The organism is Leptolyngbya iicbica LK (genome assembly GCF_004212215.1).
Lineage (GTDB): Bacteria > Cyanobacteriota > Cyanobacteriia > Phormidesmidales > Phormidesmidaceae > Halomicronema > Halomicronema iicbica.
On the sequence record NZ_QVFV01000001.1, the window covers coordinates 599,686 to 626,520 of the forward strand.

The window sequence follows — 26,835 nt, forward strand, 5'->3', positions numbered from 1 at the left end:
TTGAAGTCCTTTCTGCGGGCACACTGTGACTAAGGCTAGCCAGGACTATCCTCCAGCGGGTGCCGAGCTTTCGAGGTGTTCAGCAAGGAACTCAGGAGATGACACAGCACTTGTCAATCAAACATGTGGGCCAATTGAAAGGGTGGCAGCATTGGCGCTATTGGCTGATGGCGTTAGGCACGACCGTCGTGCTGTTGTGGTTTGCCAACGTCGATGTGGCCCAAGCGCAAGGCACCTATCCAGCCTTTGAGCATCCCTATGTCAACGACTATGGCGAGATTTTGTCGCCAGAGCAAGAGGCCAATGTCGGTAGCCGTCTGGAACAGTTTCGGTCGGAGACGGGAGTACATGCTGTGCTGCTGACGGTCGATACCTTTGGCCGTTACGAAACCGGGGACAGCACCCTCGAAGCTTTCGCCACTAACCTTTTCAACACCTGGGGCATTGGTGACGCCACCCGCAACGACGGGATTTTGGTGTTGGTGGCACCGGGCGATCGCAAAGTGCGGATCGAAGTTGGGGCCGGGTACGACAGTCAGGCCGACCAGACCGCCCAAACCATCATCGATAACGAAATGTTGCCCTACTTTCGCGACGGGCAAATGGCGGCGGGCGCGATCGCGGGTGTGAATGCGGTGACCCAATATTTTGCTCCTGGTGCTCCCCCGCCGTCATCGGGTGCCGCGTCTACTGCGGGTTCGGCCAGCAATTCCTCGGACAGTGGCGGCAACTTTTGGGCTGGCATCGTCGGCTTTTTGCTGATTCCCCTAACCGTGGCGGGAGGCATTGCACGGACAGTTTATGGCTGGTGGAATCGACGGCGATCGCGCCAGTGCCCCACCTGCAATACCGAGATGCGTCGCCTGTCCGAAAGCGAAGATGACCAATATCTTGATCCCGGTGAGCGGCGGGAAGAGTCCTTAAAATCGGTTGATTACGACGTTTGGCTCTGTCCGACCTGTGGCTACCACACGACGCTGTCCTACAACAGTCTGTTTTCGCGATACCAGTCTTGCCGTCAGTGTGGCCACAAAACGCTGTCAGAAAAGAGTCGCACCGTTGTGAGCCCGACTTACACCAGCACAGGCACCGCCGAAATCACCCAAGACTGTCAGCATTGCAGCTATCACCAAGTCTTTAACCGCACCATTCCCCGCAAGCAGCGATCGAGTTCGAGTAGCAGTTCCAGCGGTGGCGGCAGTTCCTCCGGCGGCGGCGCTTCTGGCAGTTGGTAGCGCCGCCCAGCAGCCCCTGACCAGCGTTGGGTGATACTACCGCACCGCTGACGAAGCAGTCCCCAGCCCCGCATATAGTTGAGCGACGGCAGTAATGTTCTGGGAACCATGCCCCTGGGCGATCGCCCGTTGAAAAATCTGCTGTGTGGCGATCGCGGTCGGCAACTCAGTTTCCACCGATTGCGCCGCCGCCAGGGTATATCGCAAGTCTTTTTCGACTAAATCAATGGGGAAAAGCGGGGCATGTTTCTCTGCCACTATCAACCCACCGGCTCCTTTGGCAGCGGGGCTAAGCACGGGCGTATTGCCAAGACACGCCATCGCTTGAGCCTGGTCTAGTCCCTGTTGGGTAAGGAATGCCAGCACTTCTGCCAGAGCCGCCACCTGAATGCCGAAGAGGGCATTCACCGCTAGCTTCATCGCCATGCCTTGTCCAATCGTGCCGACGTGCTGCACTGAGCCAGATTTGGACAAAAGCGGGGTCACTTGCTGGAGAATTTGGGCATCGCCCCCGACGAGATAAATTAGCGTGCCAGCCTCAGCTTGGGGACGTGAACCGACCACCGGAGCATCTAAAAACGCAGCTCCCACTTGCTGAATGTGACTGGCCAGTTGCTTCGTCCAATCAACGGTAAGCGTGCTGGAGGTAATTGCGATCGCCCCCGGCTGCAAGCCATGGATGGCTCCAGTCTGCGGCGCTAGCCACACCTCGCGAGAGGCGTCATCATCCGTCACCATGCTGATCACGACATCGGCCTGCGCGGCGGCAGCCTTGGGCGTGGCGGCAGCGATCGCCCCTTGCTCAATGAGCAGTTGGGCCTGATCAGCCGTGCGATTGTAAACCACGAGGGGATACCCGGCTTGCAGCAGGTTTTGGGCAATGCGTGCGCCCATTGCACCGAGTCCTAAAAAGGCGATGGTTGTCATGCTTACTTTCTCTATATGTTTGACCATCAGAGTTTAGTTAATGAATAAACTTCAATAAAGACTGAAAATGTCATGATACTCTTGCGTATCTTGCACGAATCAGATCTGACTGCTGTAATGAAGCAATGCTCGCCCCTGGGCTGACCACGAAAGTTTGGTCAGGATTGCGATGGACATATCGACTCTGGATGTTTTTGTTGAGGTGATGCGGCAGGGCAGTTTTGCAGCAGTCGCGCGCGATCGCAACGTTGACCCTTCTTCAATCTCCCGCACGATCGCTGGCTTAGAAACCGAGTTGGGCATTCGCCTGTTTCAACGCACAACCCGGCGCTTGTCACCCACAGAAGCAGGGACCACTTACTTTGAACGGATAGAACCGCTGCTGGCCGAAATGCAGCAGGCGATCGCGATCGCGACGGATATCTCCGGCCAACCCCAGGGTACTCTGCGGGTGACCGCCTCTGTCTCCTTTGGACAGCGATGTTTGGTGCCCTTGCTACCCGCTTTTCGGCAGCAATATCCGGACTTGGCGGTGGAACTGCTGCTGACCGATGCCGTAGTCGATCTTCTAGCTGAGCGAATTGATGTCGCCATTCGGTTGGGCATCTTGGCGGATTCTTCTCTAATTGCTCAACGGCTCATGCCCACCCATTACCGGGTCTGTGCCAGCCCGCAGTATTTAGCTGAGCACGGACAGCCTCAGCAACCTGGCGACATTGCCCAACACGAATGCTTGCGGTTTCCCCTCTCCGGCTTTCGCTCCCGCTGGCTGTTCAAGGATGCGGCAGGAAGCCTGAGTGAGATTCCGGTTCACGGAAGCGTGGTGATTTCCAATGCGTTGGCCTTGCAACAATGTGCGATCGCGGGACTCGGGTTAGCCCTACTTCCCAACTGGCTGATCGATCACGAGTTGCGCTCAGGAGACTTGGTCGATGTCTTTCCCACCCATCAAGTCACCGCCACTGAGTTCAACACCGCCGCTTGGTTAGTATTACCGTCTCGTTCCTATCAGCCCCGTAAAGTACAGGTGTTTCTCGAATTTCTCCAGCAGTCCAGGCCAAGGGCCTAACAAAAACCGTAATCCCCGTTCCCCCGCTCCCTCGCCCCTCCGCTCCCTGACTCCCCCTCACCTATCCACGCCACACAGCAACAGCACGAGCACTTGATTTCAGCTTCGTTACAAAAAGCCGCAACGACCCCCAAAAAGAGCGCAAAGCGGGAAAGCTATAGTGAAACCATGTGATCCCCTGAGTTGGCGCTGCGCTGATGACATCAGGGACAGATGACGCCGCCGTTGCAACCCTGGATATGGCTATGAATGACTTCTTCAAAGGCTTTGAACAACTCTTAGAACTCGCCAAAACGCTGGAAGAAAAAGCCGAAAACGGAGAACTGAAGACCGACATTCGGGTCAATGCGCGGGGGCTAGGCAACATTCCCCGACAGGGCAACATTCCGGATATTGGCGTCTCCCGCATTCGGACACCAGGCACCGGGGACGATGACGACAGCGGCATCAGTGAAGAGGTCATTGTCACGCCGCCGCCAGCCGACACGGGGAAGAGTCCCGATGCGACTGACGCTTCAGAGAACCCGACTACCGCTGCAGCCTCGCCCCAATCTCCAGCCCAAACGCCGTCCAAAGCCACCCCCAAAGCTCCCGAAATGCCTTCGCTCAAAGATGTGGGGGGCCTAGCAGCGGTCATTCAAGAGCTGAAGGAGCTGATCGAAATTCCCCTCAAGCGGCCCGATGTATTGACGCAGTTGGGATTGGAGCCGCCTCGGGGTGTGATGCTGGTGGGGCCGCCGGGCACGGGCAAAACCCTGACGGCCCGATCGCTGGCGGAAGAATTGGGCGTCAGCTATATCGCGATCGTCGGCCCCGAAATCATGGGCAAATACTATGGAGAGGCGGAAGGTCGCCTGCGCAAGGTGTTTGAAAAAGCAGCGAAGTCGGCCCCCTGTCTCATCTTCATTGATGAAATCGACAGTCTGGCCCCCGATCGCAGCAAAGTAGAGGGGGAAGTTGAAAAACGACTCGTGGCGCAACTCCTCAGCTTGATGGATGGTTTTGCCAAAACCCAAGGGGTTGTGGTGCTGGCGGCGACGAATCAGCCGAACCACATCGACCCCGCCTTGCGCCGTCCCGGACGCCTCGATCGCGAAGTGCATTTTCGGGTGCCCGATCGCGACGGGCGGCTAGAGATTCTGAAAATTCAAACTCGCGAGATGCCACTGGATGGCACGGTGAGTTTAGAGGCGATCGCGGATGTGGCGGTGGGCATGGTGGGGGCCGACCTCAAAGCCCTGTGTCAAAAGGCCGCTTATCTGGCTCTGCGCCGACAGGTGCCTGCCCTCAGCGATCCCATTCCGCCCGATCTGCATGTTTCCCAGGCCGACTTTGCCGCTGCGCTGAAGGAAATCAAGCCCTCGGTGCTGCGATCGGTAGAGGTGGAATCGCCCAAAGTCGCCTGGGACGACATCGGCGGTTTAGAAAATGCCAAGCGCACCCTGCAAGAGTCGGTGGAAGGGGTGCTGCTGTATCCCGAGCTATATCAACAAACGGGAGCTACCGCGCCGCGCGGGATTCTGCTCTGGGGGCCACCGGGAACGGGCAAAACCCTGCTCGCCAAAGCTGTCGCCGCCCAAGCTCGCGCCAACTTCATCGCGGTCAATGGGCCAGAATTGATGAGCCGTTGGGTGGGCGCTGCCGAACAAGCTGTGCGCGAATTGTTCATCAAGGCGCGACAGGCTGCGCCCTGCGTGGTGTTCATTGATGAAATCGACACCCTGGCTCCCGCCCGAGGACAGTATCAAGGCGATTCGGGGGTGAGCGATCGCGTGGTCGGCCAACTGCTCACCGAACTCGACGGCCTGCAAGAGAGCACCGATGTGCTGCTAGTGGGGGCCACCAATCGCCGTAGTGCCCTTGATCCGGCGTTGTTGCGGGCAGGTCGCCTAGATCTGCAAATCGAGGTGGACTTGCCGACAGAGGAAAGTCGCTTGGCGATTTTGCAAGTGCATAACAGCGATCGCCCTCTCGAAGGCGTTGACTTAGCGGCTTTAGCCGCCCAAACCGACGGCTGGAATGGGGCCGACCTCGCTCTGCTCAGCAACCAGGCCGCCCTCGAAGCCATTCGGGAATATCGGGCCTCTGGGGCCGACGATCCGTCGCAAATTCACATTCAGCCTCAACACTTCCAGGCCGCCTTAGACGCTTTGCAAAAACAAAAGCAGAACAAAGGTTAAGCCCGCTGTGGGATGGGGCAAGCCCCGACCCGACCTTAGAAAACACCGCTATTTGAGCGGCAGTCGGCGATGTCTGCTCAATCGCGGCGTTTTCAGTTGGTTGTTCAATTGAGGGAAAAATTTCTAGCAGCGTAAATAGAGTTTTGCTTAAAAACAGCGATCGCCTCGACTTCTGGACTTACCATTGATGTCGCTTTGACATCCGGGAGTTCTTAACTATGACTGACGCACCAGTACAACTGCTCATTGCGAGCTTCAATGATGAAAAGTCGGCCAAAGAGGCCATGCAGACGTTGCGAGCGGCCAAACGCCAACATCTCATCGGCATCCAAAAGGCGGCGGTATTGCGCCGCAACGAGAAAGGGAAACTGCGCATTGCCGAACTGAAAGATTTTCAAGCCAAGACGGGGGCCAAGTGGGGCGGGGCCTTGGGGGCCGCGATCGGTTTAGTCACTGGCCCTGGCATTATTGCGGCGGGGGCTACTGGCGCAGTCATTGGGGCACTCGCTAACAAGCTCAAAAAGTCGGGCTTTGCCAAAGACCGGATGAAAATCTTGGGTGAGGCGCTGCCACCAGGAACGTCAGCGATCGTGGCGGTGATTGAGTATACCTGGGTGGCGGACCTGCAAGCGGCGATGGAAGAAGTCGGTGCCACGGTAATGACCGAGGCACTGCAACGGGACATCGCGGATCAGCTCGAAGCCGGGCGCGAAGTAGCTTACACGGCCTTTGTCTCGGAAGGAGGCATGGCTGCCGGGCGACTGTCGGCGGGGGAATCGGATATTGAAATTGCCGGATTCCTGGCGGATGATGAGTCGATTGAATTTGTCGAAGCGGGCATTTCACTAGATGCGCTGGACGTTGAGTTCGAGCCAGCCGCCGAAACCGAGGAGGAAGCAGGGGTTTAGAGCCTGGGTTCGGGATGCCGAGAAACCCGGTTTCGCAGGCGGCAACCAGGCAACCTTGGGGAATCGCGAATTCCGTAACCAGGTTGCTGTACCGATGTTTGAGGTCGCATCACGCTGAGCGCGATCGCAGTTAGCGGCATGACTCCCTAAAAGTCTGGTTGCCCTGCAAATACTCCCTTCAGGGCTAATCCTGTAGGGGTTTTCCAGAGTATCGATCTTGCGAGTTCCGCGAGCCCACCCGCAAGTAAACTGCGGGCTAATGTGGGAAGTCCACTGAAGTGGACTCAATCGCCAAAACCCTGACTCAACCCGGCGTTAACCCATTTCAATGGGTTTGTTCTGTGAGCCCGCAATTCATTCGCGGGCGGGGCGGGCAGGTGATCAGTCCAGCAGATTGAGAGGCCTATTCTCCCCATCAAACGGGAAATTTAAAAACCCTACAGGATTAGCCTTCAGGGGACGGATCCCTTATCGGCTCAATCAGGATCGTCAAGCACCGTCCAAGCGACCCGTCCCCTAGCACCTGCACGACAGGGCCCCTTTGATCGCTGTGAGTGGTGCGTCACTCTAGTTTTTCAACGTAGACGCGACCTAGATTCCCCGTTCGGCAGGAATTTTGCCGGACTGCACCGCTTGGGCTAACTGCTCATAATCGCGCTCGATTTGGTCAGCATAGGCGATCGCAAATTGGGCGATCGCCTCAGCGAATTTGTCACTTTTACCTATGTAGCCACAGGTGGTGGCGGCATCCCCGGTGCGAGCATGGGCACGGGCCAGCGTCCAGCTACAGAGCTCCAGATAGGTTTCTAAACCCTTGTCGTCGAGATCTGCCACCTCCACAGAGCCCTTCATATCCTTCAGTTGTCGCCAGTAATAATCCACCTCGGTGCGGGAACTGCGGTGCCAGCCGAGAAAGATATCACTCACAGTCTGCATCAAAGTTTGTCCTGTCACGACCCGCTCGGCATGGGTGTCGTAAGTATGCGCGGGCAAAAACGGTTCCAGCACTGATGCACCCGCTTCTTTAAGTTGCAAAATGAGGGCATCGTCTTCGCCCCCTTGGCCTTCGAGCAGCACGATTAAGCAGCGGGTGCCCACACTACCGATGCCGCCGACCCGGAGTGCCCCATCAGCAATGCGATAACGACTCAACAAAAATTGTCGCTCTTTGGACAAACTGCCTAAATAGCCGTGCCAGTTGGCCTCAATGGTGGCGCGCAGTTCATCCGGAGAGCGGTCAAAATCGCCCAACACTTCATGATACGTATCGGCTCTTAAAGGGACTAATAACGGCGGTTCGCTGATGAACCGTCGCCGTCCGTCTGCTTGGGTGGTGAGCTTTTCCAGGGTTTGGGCTTGGGTGCGCTGACGGGCTTTTTCCACCATTTCTTGCGCAGTTTTTTGCCCCCGCTTGGAAGAGGCGTCTTTGAATAGATCGAGCATGTACTCAGCGTCGATGTGGTAGTACCACATCTCCAAAGTCGTGTGGTCATCGAAGTATTGCATGGCCTTTTGATAGGCTCGCCCCACAGCCTTGGCCAGGTCACGATTGTCAGCGTCTTTGCAGCCATTCGATCGCCCCGCCAACACCCCACTCGCCGCCAGGCGCTTCACATCCCATTCCCACGGGCCAGGATACACTTCGTCAAAGTCGTTGATGTCGAAGATCAGGTTGCGCTCGGGGGTAGCAAACACGCCGAAATTGCACAGATGGGCGTCACCACAAAGCATGGCGTTAATGCCCGACACCGGAGTCGGGGCCAAGTCGGCGGCCATGACTCCGGCTGACCCGCGAAAGTAAGCAAACGGCGACTCGACCATGCGGCCATATTTGATCGGGATGAGGTGGGGCAAGCGATCGCGATCGCTTGCTTGCAACCGCTCTAAAGGGTCGACTCGGTTCGTTGCGGGTGACCAGTCACCGTGGCGGCTACGACTAACTTTTTCGCGCAATGCCTTGCCCTGGTCATATTTCTCGGCACGCGTAGGGGTGGCCATGGGGGTGCAGGAAAGGAAAAGAATTAGCGCTATGGTAGCGCTTTACTCTGCCTCTTTTTCACGTCCCGTGTCGTGATGTCAACGAGCGAAGAGGGGACAGGGCGATCGCGGCTAGCCCCCTCACATGGGGAAGGCGATACCTTGTGGTGATCGCTCAATTCAAATGACCTTAGCGTTTAATAGAAACGTCCTGCTAAGTTAGCTCTGACGGATGCCCTCGATATTTATCTCTTATCGCCGAAGCGATAGTTCTGCCGATGCCGGGCGTGTTTACGATCGATTAGCAGTCCACTTTGGAAAACGGGCTGTGTTTAAAGATGTAGATGACATTCCACCAGGAGTAGACTTTCGCGATTACCTGAACGACACGTTGAGCCAGTGCCAGATACTATTGGCTATCATCGGCCCAGACTGGCTCAATGCAAAAGACGCCCAAGGTCGACGGCGAATAGACAATTCTAATGATTGGGTAAGGGCTGAAATTGAAGAAGCTCTGCGACGACCGACCATGATAGTGGTGCCGTTGTTGGTGAGTAACGCCGATATGCCCGGGGTAGATGAACTGCCCAATGGGTTGAAAGATTTGGCCTATCGCAACTATCGGCAAGCTCGCCCTGATCCAGATTTTAATAAGGATATGGATCGGCTCATCAGAGGGCTAGAGCAGCATATGGGCAAGCCTCGCTTGTTGCTACCGTTACATATGCCTGCTGAAGGTAAATCAAGACTGTCGCGACAGCAATTCCTAAAGTGGACTGGACTAGGGGGAGTTGGCTTGCTGTCGATTTTAGGGATACGGCCAATTCTAAAAACACTTGCTCCAACGAGTACGCCAATTCCTACTGAACTTAGCCAGTTAGAGGAATATCTGCAAGCTCGACAATGGCAGGAGGCGGATCAGGAAACTCTCGATGTTATGCTGCGCCTATCCAACCGCGAGGAGGTTGGCCGGTTGACTGAAGCTGACTTGCAAGGTTTTTCCTGCGAGATACTACAAGGGATAGACCAACTTTGGATTGCAGCCAGCGACGGCAAGTTTGGTTTCAGCGTACAACACAGAATCTATACCTCAATGTGTGCCGAGGTTGCAACGGCGGCAGCAATAAATCAAGACTCCTATCTATGTTTTGCTGATCGGGTTGGGTGGACGAGGGTCTGGGACACTGAGCAGGATGATGTACAGGTAGCCTACAGCCTTGATTCACCCGTCGGACACCTACCCTGGAAAGTGCTTTGTGGTTCTGGTTCTGAATACTGCGATGCCTCTCGTGATGAGCTGAATCGCTATGGGGCACTTCAATCTCGCCTTGCCAGTTGCCCAAAAGTTTAATTAAAACTCTTTTTGAGTCCTCACTCGCATGCTAACAACCTTGCTGAGAGTTCAAGACTAGTATTCGACGGCATAAATCTCAATATTTCCTGAGCCGCTTGTTGGATATCTTGCACCGATTGTTGATCACGCGACATGAAGCACCTGTGCCGTACCTAGAATTTCCCGTCGCCGTCGCTCATTGTGACTCTGTTTAATGGATTGCTTCGTCGTCACGTCCACTTCTCGCTCAATCAGCTTTTCTAACTCATCTTTGATGCGTACTAAAGCCAGCAAGCCCTTGGTTTTGCCAGGAAAATATGAAATCAAAATGTCAATGTCGCTGCTAGCCGAAAAGGCATCGCGCAGGACTGAGCCAAACAGTAACAATTCAGCGATATCCCACCGCTGACAAAATGCCGCTAGCTCGGCGGGGGTAATGCCTAAGCGCTGATAAAGGTTGATTTGAGACGTTGAAGCAGGCATCTAGTCGCAGCCAAAAGTTGCTCCCTCATTGTATCGCTGCATTCCTGACGGGGCGATCGCTCCACCAGAGGGGTGACGGTCTCCTCTACCAACGGGCAAAATGTGATGCTGTGGAGCAGACTTGAGGAGAGCACCGTTAGGGCTAATCAGCGGCAACTAGCGGTTCAAGGTCGGTCAACAATTGCGGCAAGTCTCTTTGAATGACTCCCCAAACATCCTCGAAATCAACCTCATCGTAGTTATGGGTGATCACATCCCGCATACCAGCCATTTGCCTCCAAGGAATGGCGGGATGCTGTAAACGAAACTCGTTGGAAAGCCGCTTTGTGGCCTCACCGATGATCGTGATCCGGCGCAAGATGGCATCCTGCTTTTCAACATTGGCCGCAAGGGTCTCAAAATCTTGACCTGCCGCGTACTGCAAGATGAGCTTAATGGCCTCCAGGATATCCACCAAAGCTTCTTGATCACGCGACATAGATAACCTGGGCTGAATCCAAAATATGACGGCGACGGAGCCAGTTGCGGCTTTGCACGATCGCGGTTTTACTCACCAAATCCACCGGACGATGCAGCAGCGTTTCTAGCTCTTCCTGCATCTGCATTTTTTCAAACAACCCTCGTTGAGCCGTTGGCAGGTACGTCACCAGCACATCAACATCGCTATGTTCAGAAAAGTCATCCCGCAACACGGAGCCAAACAGCGATAGCTCTGCCACTTGCCACCGCTGACAAAATGTCGCTAGCTCAGCGGGGGTGATCCCTAAGCGCTGATAAATGTTGACTTGAGACGTTGAAGCAGGCATCGGGTCGCAGCAAGAAGTTGCTTCCTCATTGTATCGCTGCATTCCTGACGGGGCGATCGCACCACGGGGGCAGTTCCACCAGTGCGCTATCGCAGACATCATCATTGGCAATACCGCCCCCCAAAGTTTCCAGGTGACGATCCCCTAGCCTTTGAGGCGATCGCACAAATGGTCGCCCACTCGGAGCGCATTGGCCATGATGGTCAACGCTGGCCCCACGGCGGGACAGGACGGGAAAAAGCTGCCATCAACGACGTACAGATTATCGATATCGTGGGTGCGGCAGTGGGTGTCGAGCACGGAGGTTGTCGGGTCGGTGCCCATGCGGCAAGTGCCGAGCTGATAGCCCACGACGCTGAGCGGCGCTTCGCCCCGGGGAAAGATAGAGTTGCTTTTGACGGTATCGGTGGTCAATTCCAGCTTTTTAAGCACTTCAATCCACTGGTAGACGAGGCGATCGTGGGCCTCAAAGTTGTTGGGCTCAAACTCAAAGCGGAGTTTGCCCTTGAGCCGCTGAACGCGATTGTTGGGATCGGGCAGCATCCCTGTTTGCGCCCACCAGCCGATCGATTTCACCGCTAGCCCCATTAACCGATTACCCGGCAATACCTGAGCCAGCACCGAAAGTAGCGGCGGCGATTCGGCAAAGACGATATCCCGCAGCAGACCACCGCTATTTTCGATGTGGCCCATCGGATACTCGTAATCGCGGTTGCCCCAATAAAAATCATTCACGCTAACCGTGCGAGGAAACTCACCCGAGTTCTTACCAGCCGCTTTTTCGACGATGACGGTGAGCTTTTGCTTCATCAGGTGGCGGCCCACCAGGTCAGAGCTGTTGGCCAGACCGTGGGGATGGCAGTCATTGGCCGAGTCGAGCAGCAGCATAGCCGAATTGACGGCCCCGCAAGCCAGCACCACAATATCTGCACTGAACATAATGGTTTGGCGGCCCACCTCGGCCTGCACCCCTTTGATCGCCTTGCCTGAAGGATCCGTATGGAGGGCAACGACCTGGGCCGACGTTTTGAGGGTGACGTTGTCATGCTTCAGCGCCAAATCAATGCCGAACACCTCGGCATCGCCCGTGGGGTCATCATCCTGACGGGTCAGGCTCAGGGGCAAGGGGGCCGGATTTAACCCTTGATGGCTCAACCCTTCGATAATCGGCTGCATCAGCGGCTCATGGTCGATCGCCGGAAACGGATATTCTCCACTGTGTTCGGGTTCCGTGGGATCGCCTGTAGCACTGCCGTGCACCTGATAAAGCTGCTCGGCGGCGGTGTAGTAAGGCTCTAAATCGGCGTATTGAAAGGGCCACTCCGGGGCGATGCCCTCTTGATGGGGCACGGCGGTAAAGTCGCGATCGCGCATCCGCATCAGGGATGCTGAATAAATCTTGGTATTGCCCCCCACCGCGTAATTGGTCTGCGGCGAAAACGGCTCCCCTTCCTGGTCGTACCACTGCTCTGGCGCGTGATACCGCTCCTTTTTAAAGACATCCACATCAGCGCGATTTTGTTCGGACAGGGCCATGCGATCGCCCCGCTCCAAAATCAAAATCCGCTTGCCCGTCGGGGCCAGCTTTTGCGCCAGAGTCCCGCCCCCGGCCCCGGTGCCCACAATGATGATGTCGTAATGCTGGTCATCAATAATCATGCCGATTTTCCTATGAGGACAAGAACTTGAGCCGCTGCATTAAATCTTCTACAGGAGACTCAAAGAGTGAAGAGTCAAATTCCTTAGAAAGATGTGCTGGCCAAGCGTCTTTCAAAAAACAAAAAAACTTTCTATGTTCAATAGAAACATTTTGTTCACCAAAGCCTGACCAGTTGCAACCCGTCATCACGAAAACCAGAAACTGAGCATCAGGGAAAACCTCCTTCAGACTCTTTTCGCGCTCTTCAAAATGTTGTTTCCAGTTATTCCGAAGCCAGCCAAGCTGAGTTTTACACTCAATAATTGCGAGCAGTTCACCATCTTTCCAAATGCTTATATCTGGTCTAATAGCGTTTCTCTTCCGCTTGACAGGAAGCTCAGAGCTGATTTCGAAATCCAAAGCCTCCACATCATTAAAAATCCGGAGCAGAAAAAGCACGGACTCAACGAAGAAATCTGCACCTGCTTGTGCAACTCGCTTCCCAAGAAACTTTTTGATTGTGTCCTGAGCACAATAGAATGCTTGCAACCTATTAATGAGAACTCCTGAATATTCATACTCATCAATAGACAGAGATGAATCTTTCATATTCATGTAAGAACTCTCAAGAGCCAAGGCAAGGCTATCTAGGAGATCAGCATAATCATCAGCCGGAACTTTAACCATTACTTCCAGACGTAAATCAGAATGAACAAAATAATCCAGATCACATCGACGAAGTGCCAGAAGATAGACGTGGCATTGACGCCATATTCACCCCCCGCGTAATTATTGGGAATGAACGATCGCCCCAGCATGACCCCCTGCAACAACACCCCCGTCAGCACGTGCAATCCGTGGAAGCCCGTCAACAGATAAAACGTGCCGCCGAAAAGGCCATCCTTAAAGCCAAAGGGCAAATGCATCCATTCCACGGCCTGACCAAATAGGAAGAAACTGCCCATCGCCATGGTCAGCAACCAGAAAATCCGGAAACCCCACAGATTCTCCTTGTGCAGAAACCGCTCGGCAAAGTAAATCACAAAGCTGCTGGACACCAACACAATCGTGTTGATGAGCGGTTCGCGAATCTCTAACCCCTCAAACCCAGCCGGATACCACTCCGCCGAGGTCTGCTTGTAGACGATATAGCCCACAAAAAAGCTCAGGAAAATCACACTTTCCGACAGCAAGAAGACAATAAAGCCAAACATGCGATTGTCTTCTTCTTCATGCTCGCCAGCGTGAACAGTGGCCACTTCGAGGGATTGATCAACGTTCGTTGTGCTCACGGGGTCACTCCTTCTCAGATGCGTTTGCAATCAGCGGTTCGTCACTGCCATAGCCATAGGGCCGCGACACCACCACGGGAATTTCGTCAAAATTTTCGTGGGGCGGCGGGGAAGACACGAGCCATTCCAGCCCGATCGCCCGCCAGGGATTGTCCCCCGCTTCTGGTCCCCGGGCCCAAGAGCTCAGCATGTTCAGCAAAAAGGGAATCGTCGAAACCCCTAGTAGGAAACCGCCCAGACTGGCCAGCACATTCCAAAAGGCAAACTCCGGGTCATAGGACGCCACCCGTCGCGGCATCCCCATCAGCCCCGCCGGATGCATGGGGAAAAAGTTCAAATTCGCGCCGATAAAGGTCAGCACAAAGTGCAATTTGCCCAAGCCCTCGTAATACATGCGCCCCGTCATCTTGGGGAACCAGTGGTAAATCGCGGCGTAAAAGCCCATCACCACCGCGCCGTAAATCACATAGTGGAAGTGGCCCACCACAAAGTAGGTGTTGTTGACGTGAATATCGAAGGGAGCCGACGCCAGCATGATGCCCGTGATGCCCGCAAACACCCACATAATCAAGCCGCCCAGAGCAAACAGCATTGGCGTATTCAGGCGAATTTTGCCGCCCCACACCGTCGCCACCCAGGCAAATACCTTGATGCCCGTGGGAATGGAAATCGTCATGGTGGTGAACATGAACAGCATCCGCATCCAGCCGGGGGTGCCGCTGGCAAACATATGGTGTACCCACACAATGCCGCTGAGTCCGGTAATCACCAACGACGACACCGCCACGACGGGATAGCCAAAGAGGGGCTTCCGCGCGTAGACGGGGAAGATTTCGGAGAATACGCCGAAAATCGGCAGGATGATCACATACACCGCCGGGTGAGAGTAGAACCAGAAAAAGTGCTGATACAGCACCGGGTCGCCGCCCAGTTCCGGATTAAAGAAACTGGTGCCCACCGTCAGGTCAAACAGCAGCATCACCGCACCCGCCGTCAGCGCCGGGAGACCAAAGAGCTGAATCAACTGCGCCGCCAGCACCGTCCAGCAAAAGACGGGCATTTTGAACCAGCCCATGCCCGGTGCCCGCATCCGAAAAATGGTGGTGACAATATTGACTGCCCCCATGATGGAAGAAATGCCGGAGAGGGCCACGGCCAAAATCCACAGAGATTGGCCGTTGATCAGATTACCCGTCGGATTTTGCAAGCTCACGGGGGGATAGGCCCACCAGCCCGACTGCGAGGGGCCACCGGGGACGAAGAAACTCGCGGTGAGGATAACGCCAAACACCGGCACGAGCCAAAACGCCGCCGCATTCAACCGGGGAAAGGCCATATCCCGCGCGCCGATCATCAGCGGGACGAGATAGTTCGCCAACCCGTTCAGCATGGGAAAGGTCCACATGAACAGCATCAACGTGCCATGCATGGTGAACAGGCCGTTGTAGACGGTGCGATCGACCAAATCGGCTTCGGGTGTCAGCAACTCGCCCCGCATCACCATCGCCAGTAAGCCCGCGAATAAGAAAAACACGAACGCCGTGACGATGTATTGAATGCCAATCACCTTGTGGTCAGTGCTGAAGGTGAAAAAGCGCTTCCAGTTGTCTGGCGCACCGGGTTGAGGCTGCAAGCTCGGCTGTAGCGCCTCCATAGATGCGTTACTCATAAGATTCCTCGTCTGAACTGGCGTAATTGACAACGGGCGGAGCGGCAGGTTCGACTGTGGCCCAACCTCCACCGTTGGGATTTTGGCGCGATCGCTGATATTCCCGATAGGCGCGGTTTTGGGCCGGAGTGGGCGATTGGGCTGCAGCAATCGCCAGCCAATCTTGATAATCGGCCTCCGACTCGACCACTACGACGGATTGATTCGCGGCAAAGTAGGTGCCGCTGTAGTCAGAGTCCCGCAGCCGATAGCGCCCTTCGCGAATGGGGGTAAATTCGAAGTCGATCTCGCGCCCGGGAATGATGTCCTGCTTGATGCGAAAGGCCGGGACAAAGAAGCCGTGCAGCACATCTTCCGATGACAGCTTCAGGTTCGCCCGCTGGTTCACCGGCAAATGGAGTTCGGTGCTGCTGACCGCTTGCTCGGGGTAGTAAAATTCCCAGGCCCACTGCCGCGCTCGCACTTCAATCGGGTCGGTTTTGACCACCTCAGTGGTCATGGGAGCCGCATTGGCCGTCGCCATGCCCAACGCCTTGGGGCCGATGTCGCCCAAAATTTTCATGCCGTCGTAGGTCTGGTAACTGGCAAACGCCACCCCGACGATCACGATGGAGGGAACGACCGTCCAGATGACTTCGAGTTTGAGGTTGCCCTCAATCGGCGGGCCATCACTGGTGTCGTACTTGGGGGCCCGCTGAAAAATCATGGAGTAGATCAGCGTACCGACGACGCCAAAAAAGATCAGGCTGCCGATGGTGGTCATCAGACAAAACAGGTCATCCACCAGCATCGACTCGGCGGAGGCTTGGGGGGGTAGCCAGCGATAAGACTGCTGACCAATCCAAATGCTGAGCAGGGTGTCGGCGATCGCCAACCCGATCACGACCAAAATCCAACGTTGTTTAAACCAGCGTTGATAAAACATGGTTTCCTAAAAATCAAAACTTGATCAGAACATTCAGCAGCTGGGTATTCGGGTCGAGCCCCTCATACAGCAAGCGATCGGCGGTCACATGAACGCCAAAGTCGCCGCCCAAGTGCGCGCCTAACGTGCCTTGCAAAAACATCAGCACAAAGATGCCCAGCCCGGCTAGCAGATAGCTCCATTGCACCTGTCGCGCCCGATCAGCTCGCCACACATAGCGCTGAAAGCCACGCCAAATCGTCATCCCGACAATCAAACCGAGCAGCACCACGCCGCCGACGCCGTGCCAGATCATCGTATCCATCGCGCCCAAGCCCCAGGGACTCACGACATCCATCGGCGGCTGCGCCAAGATGATTTCGTAAAAGCCCGCAGCAACGGTAAAAAACGTGATGATGGCCGCGGCCAACATGTTGAACCAGCCCACGTCATACAAATTGGAACTTTGGACGGGAATCGCCAAGAACTTAAAGATGGGCTTTTCTAGCGGGTACAGGGCCGCCACAATATCGAAGGCGATCGCCAAAATAAACAATCCCAGCGTCAAATGCACCAGATTGGGGTGAATCGGAATGCTGTAGGGCAAGCCATTAGCCGCCGCGATCGCCGTTGGCCCAGAGAGTAAACAGTTCATCACAGCACCCCTCCCCGCGTCGCCTCAACGACCGGTTCACTATGCAGGCCATAAACCCAGACCAACTTATCGCCGAGGTAAATCTGGAACAGCACCAAGGCGAGTAAAACGCCGTTGAAGCCGACGTAGGCGACCGGGAGCGAATCTTTGCTGCGGAGCCGGATGATGTAGCGCCAGCCCGTAATGACGGACAAAATTCCTGAGAGCGACCAGCCGATCAACGTGTGCAGGTTCAAATCACCGACCGCCGCTGAATACGGTAATGCCAACCCCGCTTCAATTTGACCAAAGATCACGGCCACAAAAATCCAGGTGGTGGCGGCGAAGATATTCCACCAACCCACTTCTAGCAGGCGCGGATTTTTTGTAAAAAAGCCAATGGCATCACACACAATGGCAAACAACACCATCGCAATCACAAAATGCACCACGATGGGGTGAATCGTGTCGGGGTAAGGCAGATTGTGACTGTTGAGGGGTGGGAGTAAATTGTCGAGCACAAATTTCTCCTGAGAGAGCGCGTCTAAAGGGTAACAACAGTGGCGCTGATCATGCAGCGGCAACCACCGTCGACCTTCCACAGAGATCTAACCGTGACAATTTAGTGAGCCCCAGCTTTCCTCAGCAAAAATTAAGGTTCCACGGCAGAAAAAGTGGGGGAAGGGGAGCAAGGGAGTGGAGAAGAAGGGGATTAGGGGAGTGAGGGGCAGAGGAGTAGGGGAACCGGGGAGCAGGAGAGCCGGGTGCTGGGTGGCGAGCATTCGAGCGATCGCATTTCTCTCGGCGGCTACGACATCGCAAACATCTGAGGCTGGTTTAGATCAACCTGGGCGGTGACGGTTTGGCCAACTTCTAAGCGATCGCGGGTCGCGGTGCGGGCGTACAAAATATCGTTGGTGGCGGTGGTCAGGGTGTAGCGATATTCACGACCGAGAAATTGGCGATCGCGCACCACTAAATTCCCCGCCGGATCGGGCCGCAGTTGCAGATCTTCCTGGCGCACCATCAGTTCCGCGATCGCGGCAGCGGGAGCCGCCGCGTCCACCGCAAACGAGCCGAGCACGGTTTTCCAAACGTTGCCGTGGCGCTCCGCCCGGAGAAAGTTGGCCTGAGTGACAAACCCCGCGACAAAGCGCGAGCTGGGGTAGCGATAAATGTCTTCGGGGGTGCCGAACTGCTCGACCTGACCGGAGCGCATCACCGCTAAACTGTCGGAAATCGAGAGGGCTTCTTCCTGGTCGTGGGTGACAAAAATGCCCGATGCGCCAACGCCTTTGAGAATGTCGCGCACCTCTTGCCGCAGATACAGCCGCACCTGCACATCCAGATTGCTAAACGGTTCATCCAGCAAAATGAGAGAAGGGCGAGGCGCGATCGCCCGGGCTAGGGCCACTCGCTGCTGTTGGCCGCCCGAGAGTTCATGGGGAAAGCGCTTTTCAAAGCCCTGCAGACCGACGAGGGCGATCGCCCGCGTGGCTTCTTCGCGAATTTGTCCGGCTGCCAGTTTGCCCCGACGCACTTGAGTCTTCAGTCCAAAGGCAACGTTGTCGAGTACGCACAGATGGGGAAACAGCGCATAATCCTGAAAGACGACGCCTACGTCGCGACGTTCGGGGGGCACCCACACCGGCCCGTCACAAATGGGGTGTCCGGCCAAGTCGATGGTGCCGTGCTGGGGACGCTCAAACCCCGCAATCAGTCGCAGCAGCGTGGTTTTGCCACAGCCCGACGGTCCCAGCAGTCCCAACAAATCGCCTTGGTGTAGCACCAGGCTCACCTGATCCACCGCCGGAGCCGCTTGACCCGCAAATTGCTTGGTTAGGGCATCTAGTTTCAGAATGACAGGGAGATCCATAGGGCGGCGATCGCTCAGATAGCGGCTTTATTGCGAATAATACTCAACAAATCATACGATAGGTCGCCGCCTGGTCGGTCAGCAACTTACCCAGCTGGGAGGTCGTAGTCATTGATACCTGCCGACTGGCTAATGGCTCCGACCGCTGACTAGCGAATTGATTAGACTAAGTGCAGACTTCCTCGTAGCGGATTGATTGCTATGCCTACCTATCCCGGAATTAGCCGCGACGCCTTTCGCCACCCCCTCGACCAACAAGCGGAAGCCGCCCTGCGCGCCTTCCCCGGATTCGACCTTGTTGCCCGCAAGTTTGTGGAATTTATGTATGAACGGCCGCAGCTAGTGTCGCTCATGGGCAATAACGTGCAGGTCGGGCCGCAGCAATATGCCACGCTTTACCAAATGTTTCGGGAGTGTGTGCAGGCGCTGGATGTGCAGCCCATGCCGAACCTGTTTGTGGCCCAAAATCCGCAGGTCAACGCCTATTCCATCGGCGAAGAAAACCCTTGCGTGGTCGTCAACACGGGACTGCTGGACTTGCTGAGTGATGACGAAATTCGCGCGGTGATGGCCCATGAGTTAGGTCACATCAAATGTGGTCATACGACTCTGACGCAGATGGCAATTTGGGCGATGAATACGGCAACCATCGTCGGCGAACTCACCTTTGGCATTGGCAATATGGTCAGTACGGGCCTGATCTACGCCTTTTATGAGTGGCGACGGATGGCTGAGCTGTCGTGCGATCGCGCGGCCTTACTCGCCACTGACGACTGGCAACTGGTCGGCAATACCATGATGCGCATCTCGGGCGGTAGCAGTCGCTTTGCCCATGAGTTGAACTTTGCCGCCTTTGAAAAACAGGCCAGCGACTACCAAAACTTAGACGAAGACGGCTTGAGTCAGGTCTACAAGTTTCTGCTCTACAACGGTGGCGGCGCGGGGCCGATGCTCAGCCATCCCTTCCCCGTTGACCGCCTCACCTATCTCAAGTCTTGGGCACACTCGGACGACTATGCCCAGATCAAAGCCGGGAATTATCGGCGCTCAGACACTCAAGGCACCGTCGATGTTGAGCCCAGTCCTGCGGTCAGCGAAATCGATCGCCTGCGCCAAGAACTCGTCGATCTCCAGCGCGAACTCGACCGTTTACGTCGCGCCTAAGGAATTGGAATTAAATTAAGTGTGAACAGCCGTCTCGGCTGTTCAAGAGCAGGCAAGATGCCTGCCCGACAAAACTTGGATTTTATAAAATCCTGATTCCTAAGCATCGGCATTGGTCGAGCCCACTGCAGTTGCCCAGATGGGGCTATTCAGGCGAGTTAATCAGACCAGGGTGGTCGTCGGGACGGGGGGCCGAGGCATCCCAAAAGAAGCGGCGATCGCTCTCCTCAATCGGGCGATCGTTGATGCTGGCTTCGCGACGGCGCATCAGACCCGCCTCATCAAATTCCCAATTCTCATTACCGTAGGCGCGATACCACTGCCCCGCATCATCGTGCCATTCGTACTGAAAGCGGACGGCAATGCGGTTGTCGCCAAAGGCCCACATTTCTTTCACCAGGCGGTAGTCCAGTTCTTTGTCCCACTTGCGGCGCAGGAAGGCGCGAATGGCTTCCCGGCCCTGGAAAATTTCGGCTCGGTTGCGCCAAAAACTGTCTTCGGTATAGGCCATCGCCACGCGATCGGGGTCGCGGCTATTCCAGGCATTTTCCGCCATGCGCACTTTCGCGATCGCAATTTCCCGCGTGAAGGGCGGCACTAATTTGGGGGCCGGGGTCGTCATCACAAATCTCCAAAATCAACTCACAAAAAAGGCTGCCAGCGCTTTGCCAACAGCCTCTGAACTAGGGGGTAGAAACCCATTCAACTCAACACATCTAGCCGTAAAAAAATTAACCGAGAAACACGCCGGAGAGGAAAGCCGCCCCAACGCCTGCCAAGGCAAAGCCCGCAAACCGCAGGTTTAAAGTGCTGCCTTCCGCCTTGCCTATGAGTTGCTTAGCCACACCGTAAGCGCCAACTGCGATCGCCGTCTGAATAATCGCGAAGCCTGCCAGGTAAGCCAACACGGCATCCATACCTGCGCCAATCACCGCTTCACCATAGGCATAACCGTGGAACAGCCCGGCAAACGCCGCCAAGCCGACGACGACAGCTGTCTTGGGCGGTTCGCGCATGGCCAGCAACGCGCCAAACACCAGAACAGAGGCCGAAATCACCAATTCCGCTGCGGGCAAATCAATAGCCATCAGATGGAGCACAGTACCTACCATCGAAACCAGCACGAACCCGATGGGAATTAGTAAACCGCCACCCATGACAGCGGCCAACAAACCTGCGGTAATCACAAAAGCTAAATGATCCAGGCCAATCACAGGGTGACCCAGGCCAGATAAAAAGCCTTGAATCGCGTTGTTTGGAGTTTCACCGCCAAACGGGTGGTGAGCCAGAGCCGGCGTCGCCACCAGCATCAACCCAACCGTCGCCACCAACCCCAAACTACCGAGCTTTACCATCGCTGGCGACACCGCCGCTTTAGACCATAACTGTCGCATCTCTTTCCTCTCAGCAAAGTAATGAATAGCAAAAACCGACAAAACCAAGGGTCTTACCACTTCTTATAGGGCAAGAATTTACCGCACATGATGACTTTGACGCGATCGCCCTTGGGATCCTCTTCTTTCTCAACATCGATAGTGAAGTCGATCGCGCTCATAATGCCATCGCCAAACTTTTCATGTACCACAGTCTTGATGGGCATCCCATAGACCTGCATGATTTCGTAAAACCGATAGATGAGCGGGTCGGTCGGAATCACCGGATCCAGAGAACCTTTGACGGGGCACTCAGTGAGGGGCTCAATGAAGGAGGGATCAGCGCCGATCGCTTCCACAATCTTGGTCGCCTCTTCCTTCGAAGCACTGGCTTGCCGATAAATCACCGAGGCAATCCACACTTCGTCACAACCCACTTTGGCTTCCAAATCAGCAAACGTGACCCCTGCGGCCTTCTTTGCTGCCAACAACTTTTCAGTAATTTCGGGAATTGCCATATCTAGATCCTCTTAATACATCAGTCAAAAATCAAAAACTTACTCGGCGGCCAGGGTTCTTTTAACCACTAATCCGCGCCTCTTCTACGGCCCGCGTTTCGCGATAGAGATGGCTTTCCATCTCGGCTTTGAGATCGTGATAAGCCGGATGCTGATCAATGATTTCGCGGTTGCGGGGTCGGGGGAAGGGCACCTCCAACACCTCGTCAACACGGGCAGCGGGGCCCCGGGTCATCATGACGATGCGATCGCTCAGCAGCAGCGCCTCTTCAATACTGTGGGTAATCATGATGACGGTCTTGCGCTCCTGTTCCCAGATGCGCTCAATCTCATCCTGCAAAAAGCCGCGCGTCAAAGCATCCAACGCCCCAAAGGGCTCATCCATCAGCAAGATTTGCGGACTAAACGCTAGGGCACGAGCAATGCCCACCCGCTGCCGCATCCCGCCCGAAAGTTCATGGGGATGTTTCCTTTCCGCCCCGGTCAGCCCTACGAGTTGAATGTGCTCCTTGATCGCCCGATTCTTTTGCTTATCCGACCATTTGGGGTACACGGTTTCAACGGCGAAACGAATGTTCTCCTCCACCGTCATCCACGGCATCAAGGCATAGTTCTGAAACACCATGCCGCGATCAGGACCAGGCCCAGTAATCGGATGGTTGTTGAACAAAATCTCGCCAGCGGTAATGTCTGACAATCCCGCAATCATGTTCAACAGGGTCGATTTGCCACAACCCGAAGGGCCAATGATGGACACAAAAGTATTGGGCTCAATGTCCAGACTAATGTTCTCGATCGCAACAAAATCTCTCGACTTTTTGCCAGCCAGCTTGCTGAACAGATCCTTCTTGCCCCAAAAAACTTTGGAGACATTGCGAATCGACAATTGCGCGGTCGGCGAATACGTATCCACCGGAGTTGCTGAATTCACGGGTGCTACACTCACGAGTTTCGACCAAATACGACAAATCTTTCTACTGCAGCAAAAATGCTGTCTAGAATGAGGCCGACGAGGCCAATGATGAAGATGGCAACCAAAATATTCGGGATATAAAGGTTATTCCACTCATTCCAAATGAAATAGCCGAGCCCGGTACCTAAGAGCATTTCCGCAGCGACAATCACCAACCAGGCAATCCCCATGCTGATGCGCAGGCCCGACACGATGTTCGGCAGCGCCGCCGGAATGATCACCTTAAAGATTGTGCGCAAGCGAGAAGCGCCCAGGGTCTGGGCCACATCGAGATAGTCTTTATCCACGTTGGCCACACCAAAGGCTGTATTAATCAGCGTTGGCCAGATGCTGGAAATAAAGATGATAAACACCCCAGTGATTTCGGAATCTCGGAAGATGTAAAGCCCCAATGGCAACCAAGCCAGCGGCGAAATCGGTTTAAGCAACTGCACATAGGGGTTAAAGCCCTTGCGAGCGATGGAAGAGATGCCCATCAAAATGCCCAGCGGCACTGCCACAATGGACGCTAAAAAATAGCCGATCGCTACTCGACGCAGGCTGATCAGTAGGTTCCAGCCAATGCCCAAATCGTTCGGTCCATTGTTAAAAAAAGGATTCGTGATCCACCACCAAAGTTCCGACAACGTTTCGGACGCGGTGGGCATGCCCTTGGCAAACCAGTCGGCTCGTGCCCCAATTTCCCAAAACAGGAGAAAGGCGATTAATGAACCTACAAAGAGTAGAAATGCCCTGACCCCCTCTGTGAAGAAGAGAGATTCCTTTTCACCCCCGTAGTAGGGGATGGCCGTCTTCGTGTCGCTAACTGTCATACTCGATACCTCCTAACTCATACGACTGTTGGTCTATCAGCGTTCTCATCATTGGTTGGCGGCAGTTGGGTAAAAGCCGTGGTAACTCAGGGCTCGTCAGAACTGCACCGAGCTGTCCGCAAACTTTACCCAACCGACAACCTCAATGTCGACGCTGCACTAGACGCCGTATTCGTCAATTTGCTGCTGCACATAGCCCGCGGGGTCTGCCGGATCGAAGGTGTCAAACATCAACTCTTCGGTGCGGTAGATCTCTTCCGGAGGTTCCTGACCCAACTCTTGCGCCAGTTCGCGAGCCAAGTCAGTCAAGAAAATGCCCTGCCCGACTTCGTCGTAGCCTTGCTCAGGAATGACCTGTGCAGCCATGCCATCGCCCTGCAAATCCCAGCGGACGAGCTGAGAAGAAATCCAGTTAGCGAAGCTCTGCCAGGGATACGGATCAAAGTCGATGCGATCGGGCACGCTCAGGGTGTTGCCATTGCCATCGTCAAAGTTACCCGTCAACACAGCTTCAACTACTTCCGTCGGCTGGTTGAGGAAGGCCCGCTCAGAAATCGCCTCAGCAATCTCAACGCGGTTAGCCGGGTCGCTGGCGTAGCCTGTCGCCTCGACAATCGCCTTATTGAGGGCGCGGAAGGTGTTGGGATTCGCGTCGATCCACTCATCGCTGGCCGCAAATGCACAGCAGGGGTGTCCTGGCCAGAGTTCCTTGGTAATCATGTGGATGAAGCCCACTTCCTCATAAACCGCCCGCTGATTGAACGGATCAGGCATGAGGTAAGCGTCGATGTCACCGGCCACCATCTGCGCAATACTGTCTGGCGGGGGAACGGGACGAATCTGCACATCTACATCGGGATCGATGCCGCCCGTCGCCAGGTAGTAGCGCAGCAGCAGGTTGTGCATGGAATAGGGGAAGGGCACCCCGAAGGTAAAGCCTCGGAAGTCGGCAGGGCCGTTGATGTTGCCCTTGTGGCGATTAGCGACGGTAATCGCCTGACCGTTAATGTTTTCGATGCTGGCCAGCTTCACCCCAAAGGAAGCGGAGCCTAAGCCCAAAGTCATCGCGATCGGCATAGGCGCGAGCATGTGGTAGGCGTCGAGTTCACCCGCGATCGCGGAGTCACGCACGGCCCCCCAACTGGGCATCTTCACCACGGTCGCATTCAGACCATGCTTTTCGTAGAACCCAAGCGGCTCTGACATGATGATGGGCGACGCACAGGTGATGGGAATGAAACCAATTTGCAGATCGGTTTTTTCCAAATTGGAGGTATCGACGGGTTCAGTGTCGTCCTCGGCAGCAGGTTCGCTGCCACCGCCGCCACCACAGCCTGCCAGAGTGACCAAGGCGGCCCCAACTGCCATATTGCGCATGAATTCGCGACGAGTCGCCCCGCTATTACGAATAGAGTCGTTGAAGAACAGTCCAGCTTGCGGGCCAAAGGCGGCAGCCAGCGCATTATCCAACCCGCCTGCCTGCTGACACAAGCCTAAAATCAACCGTTCGCGTCGAGGATCGCCCCGCCCTACCCGCTTCAGGAACAATGCTTTACGCAGCTCGTGAGCATTCACCCCTTCTGCCGCGCGCAGCTGGTTTTGCTTGTAAACGCCCATTTTGACGAGGTCATCCACCATATCGAGCGGATCTTTGGGCATGGTCTGCATGAATTCCCAGTGATCCATGGTGGAGTGCGTGCCGCCACAAATAATGCACGCAAGTTCCAAATCGGAGAGTTCACCGCGATCGCAGTTGAGATTATTCCATCGCCGTGCGGTCTGTGTTGCTGAACCAAAAACCATATTTGCTGCCTACCTATACCTAATTAACAACTCATCCAAACGCCGAAAACGCGGGAGCTGGCATGCATATTAACTATGAACAATACCAGCTCAATCCCAATCACACACTGGATCTTTTTTGGAACCCGATGGGATTTTCTTTGGGAATTTATGAAACACAGAAAAAAGCCTGGAAATAGTCGTGATCGATACAGAAGCCATTAATCACATCTTTTAAGGGAAGCATTCAGGACTCTCATTCTGTCCAGGATTCTTGTCGCCAAGCTTGGGGTGAGACGCCGTGAAACTGTCGAAATTGGCGGGTGAAATAACTGGAGTCGTTATAGCCGACTTGGGCCGCAATTTGTCTGATCGGCTGCTCCGAAGTCTTCAGGTACAGGCGAGCTTGGGCCATGCGTCGTTCAATAATCCAACGTTTAATGGTTAGGCCGGTTTCTTCTTGCACCAGGTTCGTTAAGTAAGCGGGAGAGTACCCCACTTCCTTCGCCACATCGCTCAGATTAATCGAGTCACAATAGTGATTTTCAATAAATTGAAAAACCCGAGCTAACTTCGGGCAGTCGGGGAAAATCGTCTTTTCTTCTATGGAATCAGGCGATTGCGTAGCGGTTGCGTCGTCCTCAATGCCGAATTTAGACTGCGATTGGATCGCGGTGGCGATCTCCGCATGGCGCTTGAGCCGAGAGGTGATAGCTGACAAAAACTGTTCCACCGTGCAGGGCTTGGTCAGGTAGTCATCAGCCCCCAATTCCATGCCCCGGCGCAGATCAGCCATCGTGACTTTTGCTGTCAAAAATATTAGCGGAATAGCGGCTGTTAGGGGCGATCGCCGCAAAGTAGACAGCACCGAATAGCCATCCATATCCGGCATCATAATGTCGCAAACAACTAGGTCAGGATGACATTTTTGAGCAAGTTGAATCCCTTCAGAACCGTTACTAGCACCATAGGCTTTGAAACCTTCGAAGGTTAAGCACTTTACAAATATATTGCGAGTTTGTTGCTCGTCTTCGATCACAAGTACGGTGTTCATCGCCCTTCCAGCAGCTTGAACAGTCAACCAATTCCTGATAGCGTAAAACCCTTTTTTAAACGAAAATAATTCAACTTTCTAACCCCTGCGGAAACACAGCCGCAGCGGCACATCTGCGGGTCAGACACTACTTATAACCGAGCAATATTTTCTCTGCTCATACGAAAACAAGATTTTCGCTGTGGTGTTTATATGTCTCTTTAGTAATCTTTAAGAAGATCAGCCGT

Annotated in this window: 26 protein-coding genes; 6 read left to right on the forward strand and 20 right to left on the reverse strand. The window is 54.9% G+C overall.

Features of this window, described 5'->3' with window-relative positions; translation table 11 throughout:
* The first annotated feature begins 98 nt into the window (after positions 1 to 98).
* Positions 99 to 1,235, forward strand: a complete 1,137-nt coding sequence (locus tag DYY88_RS02540) for a TPM domain-containing protein (protein ID WP_052288208.1) — start codon at positions 99 to 101, stop codon at positions 1,233 to 1,235.
* 36 nt (positions 1,236 to 1,271) lie between these two features.
* Here the strand turns inward: DYY88_RS02540 and DYY88_RS02545 are convergent, their stop codons facing one another.
* Positions 1,272 to 2,189: an NAD(P)-dependent oxidoreductase gene (locus DYY88_RS02545; protein WP_072041286.1), complete on the reverse strand. Its 918-nt coding sequence runs from the start codon at positions 2,187 to 2,189 to the stop codon at positions 1,272 to 1,274.
* Between the two features lie 142 nt (positions 2,190 to 2,331).
* Here DYY88_RS02545 and DYY88_RS02550 point away from each other — a divergent pair, with 142 nt between their 5' ends.
* From DYY88_RS02550 to DYY88_RS02560, 3 genes are all read left to right on the forward strand, one after another.
* Positions 2,332 to 3,231 (forward strand): LysR family transcriptional regulator, encoded by a 900-nt coding sequence (locus tag DYY88_RS02550; protein ID WP_039725282.1) that lies wholly within the window; start codon positions 2,332 to 2,334, stop codon positions 3,229 to 3,231.
* A gap of 197 nt (positions 3,232 to 3,428) precedes the next feature.
* Positions 3,429 to 5,411, forward strand: coding sequence for an AAA family ATPase (locus DYY88_RS02555; RefSeq protein ID WP_367889253.1), 1,983 nt, complete (start codon positions 3,429 to 3,431; stop codon positions 5,409 to 5,411).
* A 218-nt stretch (positions 5,412 to 5,629) separates the two neighbouring features.
* A complete protein-coding gene (locus tag DYY88_RS02560) occupies positions 5,630 to 6,319 on the forward strand; it encodes a DUF1269 domain-containing protein (RefSeq protein ID WP_039725283.1) in 690 nt (229 codons plus the stop codon).
* A 591-nt stretch (positions 6,320 to 6,910) separates the two neighbouring features.
* Here the strand turns inward: DYY88_RS02560 and DYY88_RS02565 are convergent.
* Positions 6,911 to 8,317 (reverse strand): DUF2252 domain-containing protein, encoded by a 1,407-nt coding sequence (locus DYY88_RS02565; protein ID WP_039725284.1) that lies wholly within the window; start codon positions 8,315 to 8,317, stop codon positions 6,911 to 6,913.
* Between the two features lie 211 nt (positions 8,318 to 8,528).
* Here DYY88_RS02565 and DYY88_RS02570 point away from each other — a divergent pair, with 211 nt between their 5' ends.
* Positions 8,529 to 9,647, forward strand: coding sequence for a GUN4 domain-containing protein (locus tag DYY88_RS02570; protein ID WP_072041287.1), 1,119 nt, complete (start codon positions 8,529 to 8,531; stop codon positions 9,645 to 9,647).
* A gap of 126 nt (positions 9,648 to 9,773) precedes the next feature.
* Here DYY88_RS02570 and DYY88_RS02575 read toward each other — a convergent pair whose 3' ends face one another.
* The 11 genes from DYY88_RS02575 to DYY88_RS02625 form a co-directional block, all read right to left on the reverse strand.
* Positions 9,774 to 10,112: a nucleotidyltransferase family protein gene (locus DYY88_RS02575; protein WP_039725285.1), complete on the reverse strand. Its 339-nt coding sequence runs from the start codon at positions 10,110 to 10,112 to the stop codon at positions 9,774 to 9,776.
* Positions 10,113 to 10,254: 142 nt separating this feature from the next.
* On the reverse strand, positions 10,255 to 10,590 hold the full coding sequence (locus DYY88_RS02580; protein ID WP_039725286.1) for a HepT-like ribonuclease domain-containing protein: 336 nt from the start codon (positions 10,588 to 10,590) through the stop codon (positions 10,255 to 10,257).
* Entirely contained in the window at positions 10,580 to 10,918 is a 339-nt protein-coding gene (locus DYY88_RS02585) for a nucleotidyltransferase family protein (RefSeq protein WP_039725287.1), read from the reverse strand. The genes DYY88_RS02580 and DYY88_RS02585 overlap by 11 nt, the downstream gene beginning before the upstream one ends.
* A gap of 144 nt (positions 10,919 to 11,062) precedes the next feature.
* The gene (locus DYY88_RS02590) at positions 11,063 to 12,577 is read right to left on the reverse strand and encodes a GMC oxidoreductase (RefSeq protein WP_039725288.1); all 1,515 of its coding nucleotides are present in this window, start codon (positions 12,575 to 12,577) and stop codon (positions 11,063 to 11,065) included.
* 10 nt (positions 12,578 to 12,587) lie between these two features.
* Positions 12,588 to 13,244: a type I restriction enzyme HsdR N-terminal domain-containing protein gene (locus tag DYY88_RS02595; protein WP_039725289.1), complete on the reverse strand. Its 657-nt coding sequence runs from the start codon at positions 13,242 to 13,244 to the stop codon at positions 12,588 to 12,590.
* Complete coding sequence (locus DYY88_RS02600) at positions 13,244 to 13,849, reverse strand: cytochrome c oxidase subunit 3 (protein WP_039725290.1); 606 nt, start codon at positions 13,847 to 13,849, stop codon at positions 13,244 to 13,246. The genes DYY88_RS02595 and DYY88_RS02600 overlap by 1 nt, the downstream gene beginning before the upstream one ends.
* Before the next feature lie 4 nt (positions 13,850 to 13,853).
* A complete protein-coding gene (gene ctaD, locus DYY88_RS02605) occupies positions 13,854 to 15,518 on the reverse strand; it encodes a cytochrome c oxidase subunit I (RefSeq protein ID WP_039725291.1) in 1,665 nt (554 codons plus the stop codon).
* Positions 15,511 to 16,443 (reverse strand): cytochrome c oxidase subunit II, encoded by a 933-nt coding sequence (locus DYY88_RS02610; protein ID WP_039725292.1) that lies wholly within the window; start codon positions 16,441 to 16,443, stop codon positions 15,511 to 15,513. The genes ctaD and DYY88_RS02610 overlap by 8 nt, the downstream gene beginning before the upstream one ends.
* A 13-nt stretch (positions 16,444 to 16,456) precedes the next feature.
* Positions 16,457 to 17,077, reverse strand: coding sequence for a DUF2231 domain-containing protein (locus tag DYY88_RS02615; protein ID WP_044150890.1), 621 nt, complete (start codon positions 17,075 to 17,077; stop codon positions 16,457 to 16,459).
* Positions 17,077 to 17,577, reverse strand: coding sequence for a DUF2231 domain-containing protein (locus tag DYY88_RS02620; protein WP_039729247.1), 501 nt, complete (start codon positions 17,575 to 17,577; stop codon positions 17,077 to 17,079). Before DYY88_RS02620 ends, DYY88_RS02615 begins: the two co-directional genes overlap by 1 nt.
* Positions 17,578 to 17,864: 287 nt before the next feature.
* The gene (locus tag DYY88_RS02625; protein ID WP_039725293.1) at positions 17,865 to 18,932 is read right to left on the reverse strand and encodes an ABC transporter ATP-binding protein; all 1,068 of its coding nucleotides are present in this window, start codon (positions 18,930 to 18,932) and stop codon (positions 17,865 to 17,867) included.
* Between the two features lie 201 nt (positions 18,933 to 19,133).
* Between DYY88_RS02625 and DYY88_RS02630 the strand changes: the two genes are divergently transcribed.
* Positions 19,134 to 20,096, forward strand: a complete 963-nt coding sequence (locus tag DYY88_RS02630) for a M48 family metallopeptidase (protein WP_039725294.1) — start codon at positions 19,134 to 19,136, stop codon at positions 20,094 to 20,096.
* 145 nt (positions 20,097 to 20,241) lie between these two features.
* Here DYY88_RS02630 and DYY88_RS02635 read toward each other — a convergent pair whose 3' ends face one another.
* The 7 genes from DYY88_RS02635 to DYY88_RS02665 form a co-directional block, all read right to left on the reverse strand.
* A complete protein-coding gene (locus tag DYY88_RS02635) occupies positions 20,242 to 20,718 on the reverse strand; it encodes a nuclear transport factor 2 family protein (RefSeq protein WP_039725295.1) in 477 nt (158 codons plus the stop codon).
* A 109-nt stretch (positions 20,719 to 20,827) separates the two neighbouring features.
* The gene (locus DYY88_RS02640) at positions 20,828 to 21,490 is read right to left on the reverse strand and encodes a HupE/UreJ family protein (RefSeq protein WP_236146293.1); all 663 of its coding nucleotides are present in this window, start codon (positions 21,488 to 21,490) and stop codon (positions 20,828 to 20,830) included.
* A gap of 53 nt (positions 21,491 to 21,543) precedes the next feature.
* Positions 21,544 to 21,987 (reverse strand): cyanase, encoded by a 444-nt coding sequence (gene cynS, locus DYY88_RS02645; RefSeq protein WP_039725296.1) that lies wholly within the window; start codon positions 21,985 to 21,987, stop codon positions 21,544 to 21,546.
* A gap of 61 nt (positions 21,988 to 22,048) precedes the next feature.
* Positions 22,049 to 22,918, reverse strand: coding sequence for an ABC transporter ATP-binding protein (locus tag DYY88_RS02650; protein WP_242517566.1), 870 nt, complete (start codon positions 22,916 to 22,918; stop codon positions 22,049 to 22,051).
* Between the two features lie 11 nt (positions 22,919 to 22,929).
* A complete protein-coding gene (gene ntrB, locus DYY88_RS02655; protein ID WP_039725298.1) occupies positions 22,930 to 23,772 on the reverse strand; it encodes a nitrate ABC transporter permease in 843 nt (280 codons plus the stop codon).
* Between the two features lie 159 nt (positions 23,773 to 23,931).
* On the reverse strand, positions 23,932 to 25,575 hold the full coding sequence (locus DYY88_RS02660; protein ID WP_039725299.1) for an ABC transporter substrate-binding protein: 1,644 nt from the start codon (positions 25,573 to 25,575) through the stop codon (positions 23,932 to 23,934).
* 235 nt (positions 25,576 to 25,810) lie between these two features.
* The gene (locus DYY88_RS02665; protein ID WP_039725300.1) at positions 25,811 to 26,608 is read right to left on the reverse strand and encodes a response regulator transcription factor; all 798 of its coding nucleotides are present in this window, start codon (positions 26,606 to 26,608) and stop codon (positions 25,811 to 25,813) included.
* Positions 26,609 to 26,835: the final 227 nt, after the last annotated feature.

What these genes read in the sequence shown, in the direction of transcription:
- DYY88_RS02585 (WP_039725287.1), bottom strand. Translation starts at nt 10,918, where the DNA reads ATGCCTGCTTCAACGTCTCAAGTCAACATTTATCAGCGCTTAGGGATC.
- DYY88_RS02615 (WP_044150890.1), bottom strand. Translation starts at nt 17,077, where the DNA reads ATGAACTGTTTACTCTCTGGGCCAACGGCGATCGCGGCGGCTAATGGC.
- ntrB (WP_039725298.1), bottom strand. Translation starts at nt 23,772, where the DNA reads ATGACAGTTAGCGACACGAAGACGGCCATCCCCTACTACGGGGGTGAA.
- DYY88_RS02595 (WP_039725289.1), bottom strand. Translation starts at nt 13,244, where the DNA reads ATGGTTAAAGTTCCGGCTGATGATTATGCTGATCTCCTAGATAGCCTT.
- DYY88_RS02540 (WP_052288208.1), top strand. Translation starts at nt 99, where the DNA reads ATGACACAGCACTTGTCAATCAAACATGTGGGCCAATTGAAAGGGTGG.
- ctaD (WP_039725291.1), bottom strand. Translation starts at nt 15,518, where the DNA reads ATGAGTAACGCATCTATGGAGGCGCTACAGCCGAGCTTGCAGCCTCAA.
- DYY88_RS02550 (WP_039725282.1), top strand. Translation starts at nt 2,332, where the DNA reads ATGGACATATCGACTCTGGATGTTTTTGTTGAGGTGATGCGGCAGGGC.
- DYY88_RS02630 (WP_039725294.1), top strand. Translation starts at nt 19,134, where the DNA reads ATGCCTACCTATCCCGGAATTAGCCGCGACGCCTTTCGCCACCCCCTC.
- DYY88_RS02665 (WP_039725300.1), bottom strand. Translation starts at nt 26,608, where the DNA reads ATGAACACCGTACTTGTGATCGAAGACGAGCAACAAACTCGCAATATA.
- DYY88_RS02660 (WP_039725299.1), bottom strand. Translation starts at nt 25,575, where the DNA reads ATGGTTTTTGGTTCAGCAACACAGACCGCACGGCGATGGAATAATCTC.
- DYY88_RS02625 (WP_039725293.1), bottom strand. Translation starts at nt 18,932, where the DNA reads ATGGATCTCCCTGTCATTCTGAAACTAGATGCCCTAACCAAGCAATTT.
- DYY88_RS02590 (WP_039725288.1), bottom strand. Translation starts at nt 12,577, where the DNA reads ATGATTATTGATGACCAGCATTACGACATCATCATTGTGGGCACCGGG.
- DYY88_RS02610 (WP_039725292.1), bottom strand. Translation starts at nt 16,443, where the DNA reads ATGTTTTATCAACGCTGGTTTAAACAACGTTGGATTTTGGTCGTGATC.
- DYY88_RS02560 (WP_039725283.1), top strand. Translation starts at nt 5,630, where the DNA reads ATGACTGACGCACCAGTACAACTGCTCATTGCGAGCTTCAATGATGAA.
- DYY88_RS02635 (WP_039725295.1), bottom strand. Translation starts at nt 20,718, where the DNA reads ATGACGACCCCGGCCCCCAAATTAGTGCCGCCCTTCACGCGGGAAATT.
- DYY88_RS02640 (WP_236146293.1), bottom strand. Translation starts at nt 21,490, where the DNA reads ATGCGACAGTTATGGTCTAAAGCGGCGGTGTCGCCAGCGATGGTAAAG.
- DYY88_RS02565 (WP_039725284.1), bottom strand. Translation starts at nt 8,317, where the DNA reads ATGGCCACCCCTACGCGTGCCGAGAAATATGACCAGGGCAAGGCATTG.
- DYY88_RS02580 (WP_039725286.1), bottom strand. Translation starts at nt 10,590, where the DNA reads ATGTCGCGTGATCAAGAAGCTTTGGTGGATATCCTGGAGGCCATTAAG.
- DYY88_RS02555 (WP_367889253.1), top strand. Translation starts at nt 3,429, where the DNA reads ATGACATCAGGGACAGATGACGCCGCCGTTGCAACCCTGGATATGGCT.
- cynS (WP_039725296.1), bottom strand. Translation starts at nt 21,987, where the DNA reads ATGGCAATTCCCGAAATTACTGAAAAGTTGTTGGCAGCAAAGAAGGCC.
- DYY88_RS02545 (WP_072041286.1), bottom strand. Translation starts at nt 2,189, where the DNA reads ATGGTCAAACATATAGAGAAAGTAAGCATGACAACCATCGCCTTTTTA.
- DYY88_RS02575 (WP_039725285.1), bottom strand. Translation starts at nt 10,112, where the DNA reads ATGCCTGCTTCAACGTCTCAAATCAACCTTTATCAGCGCTTAGGCATT.
- DYY88_RS02570 (WP_072041287.1), top strand. Translation starts at nt 8,529, where the DNA reads ATGCCCTCGATATTTATCTCTTATCGCCGAAGCGATAGTTCTGCCGAT.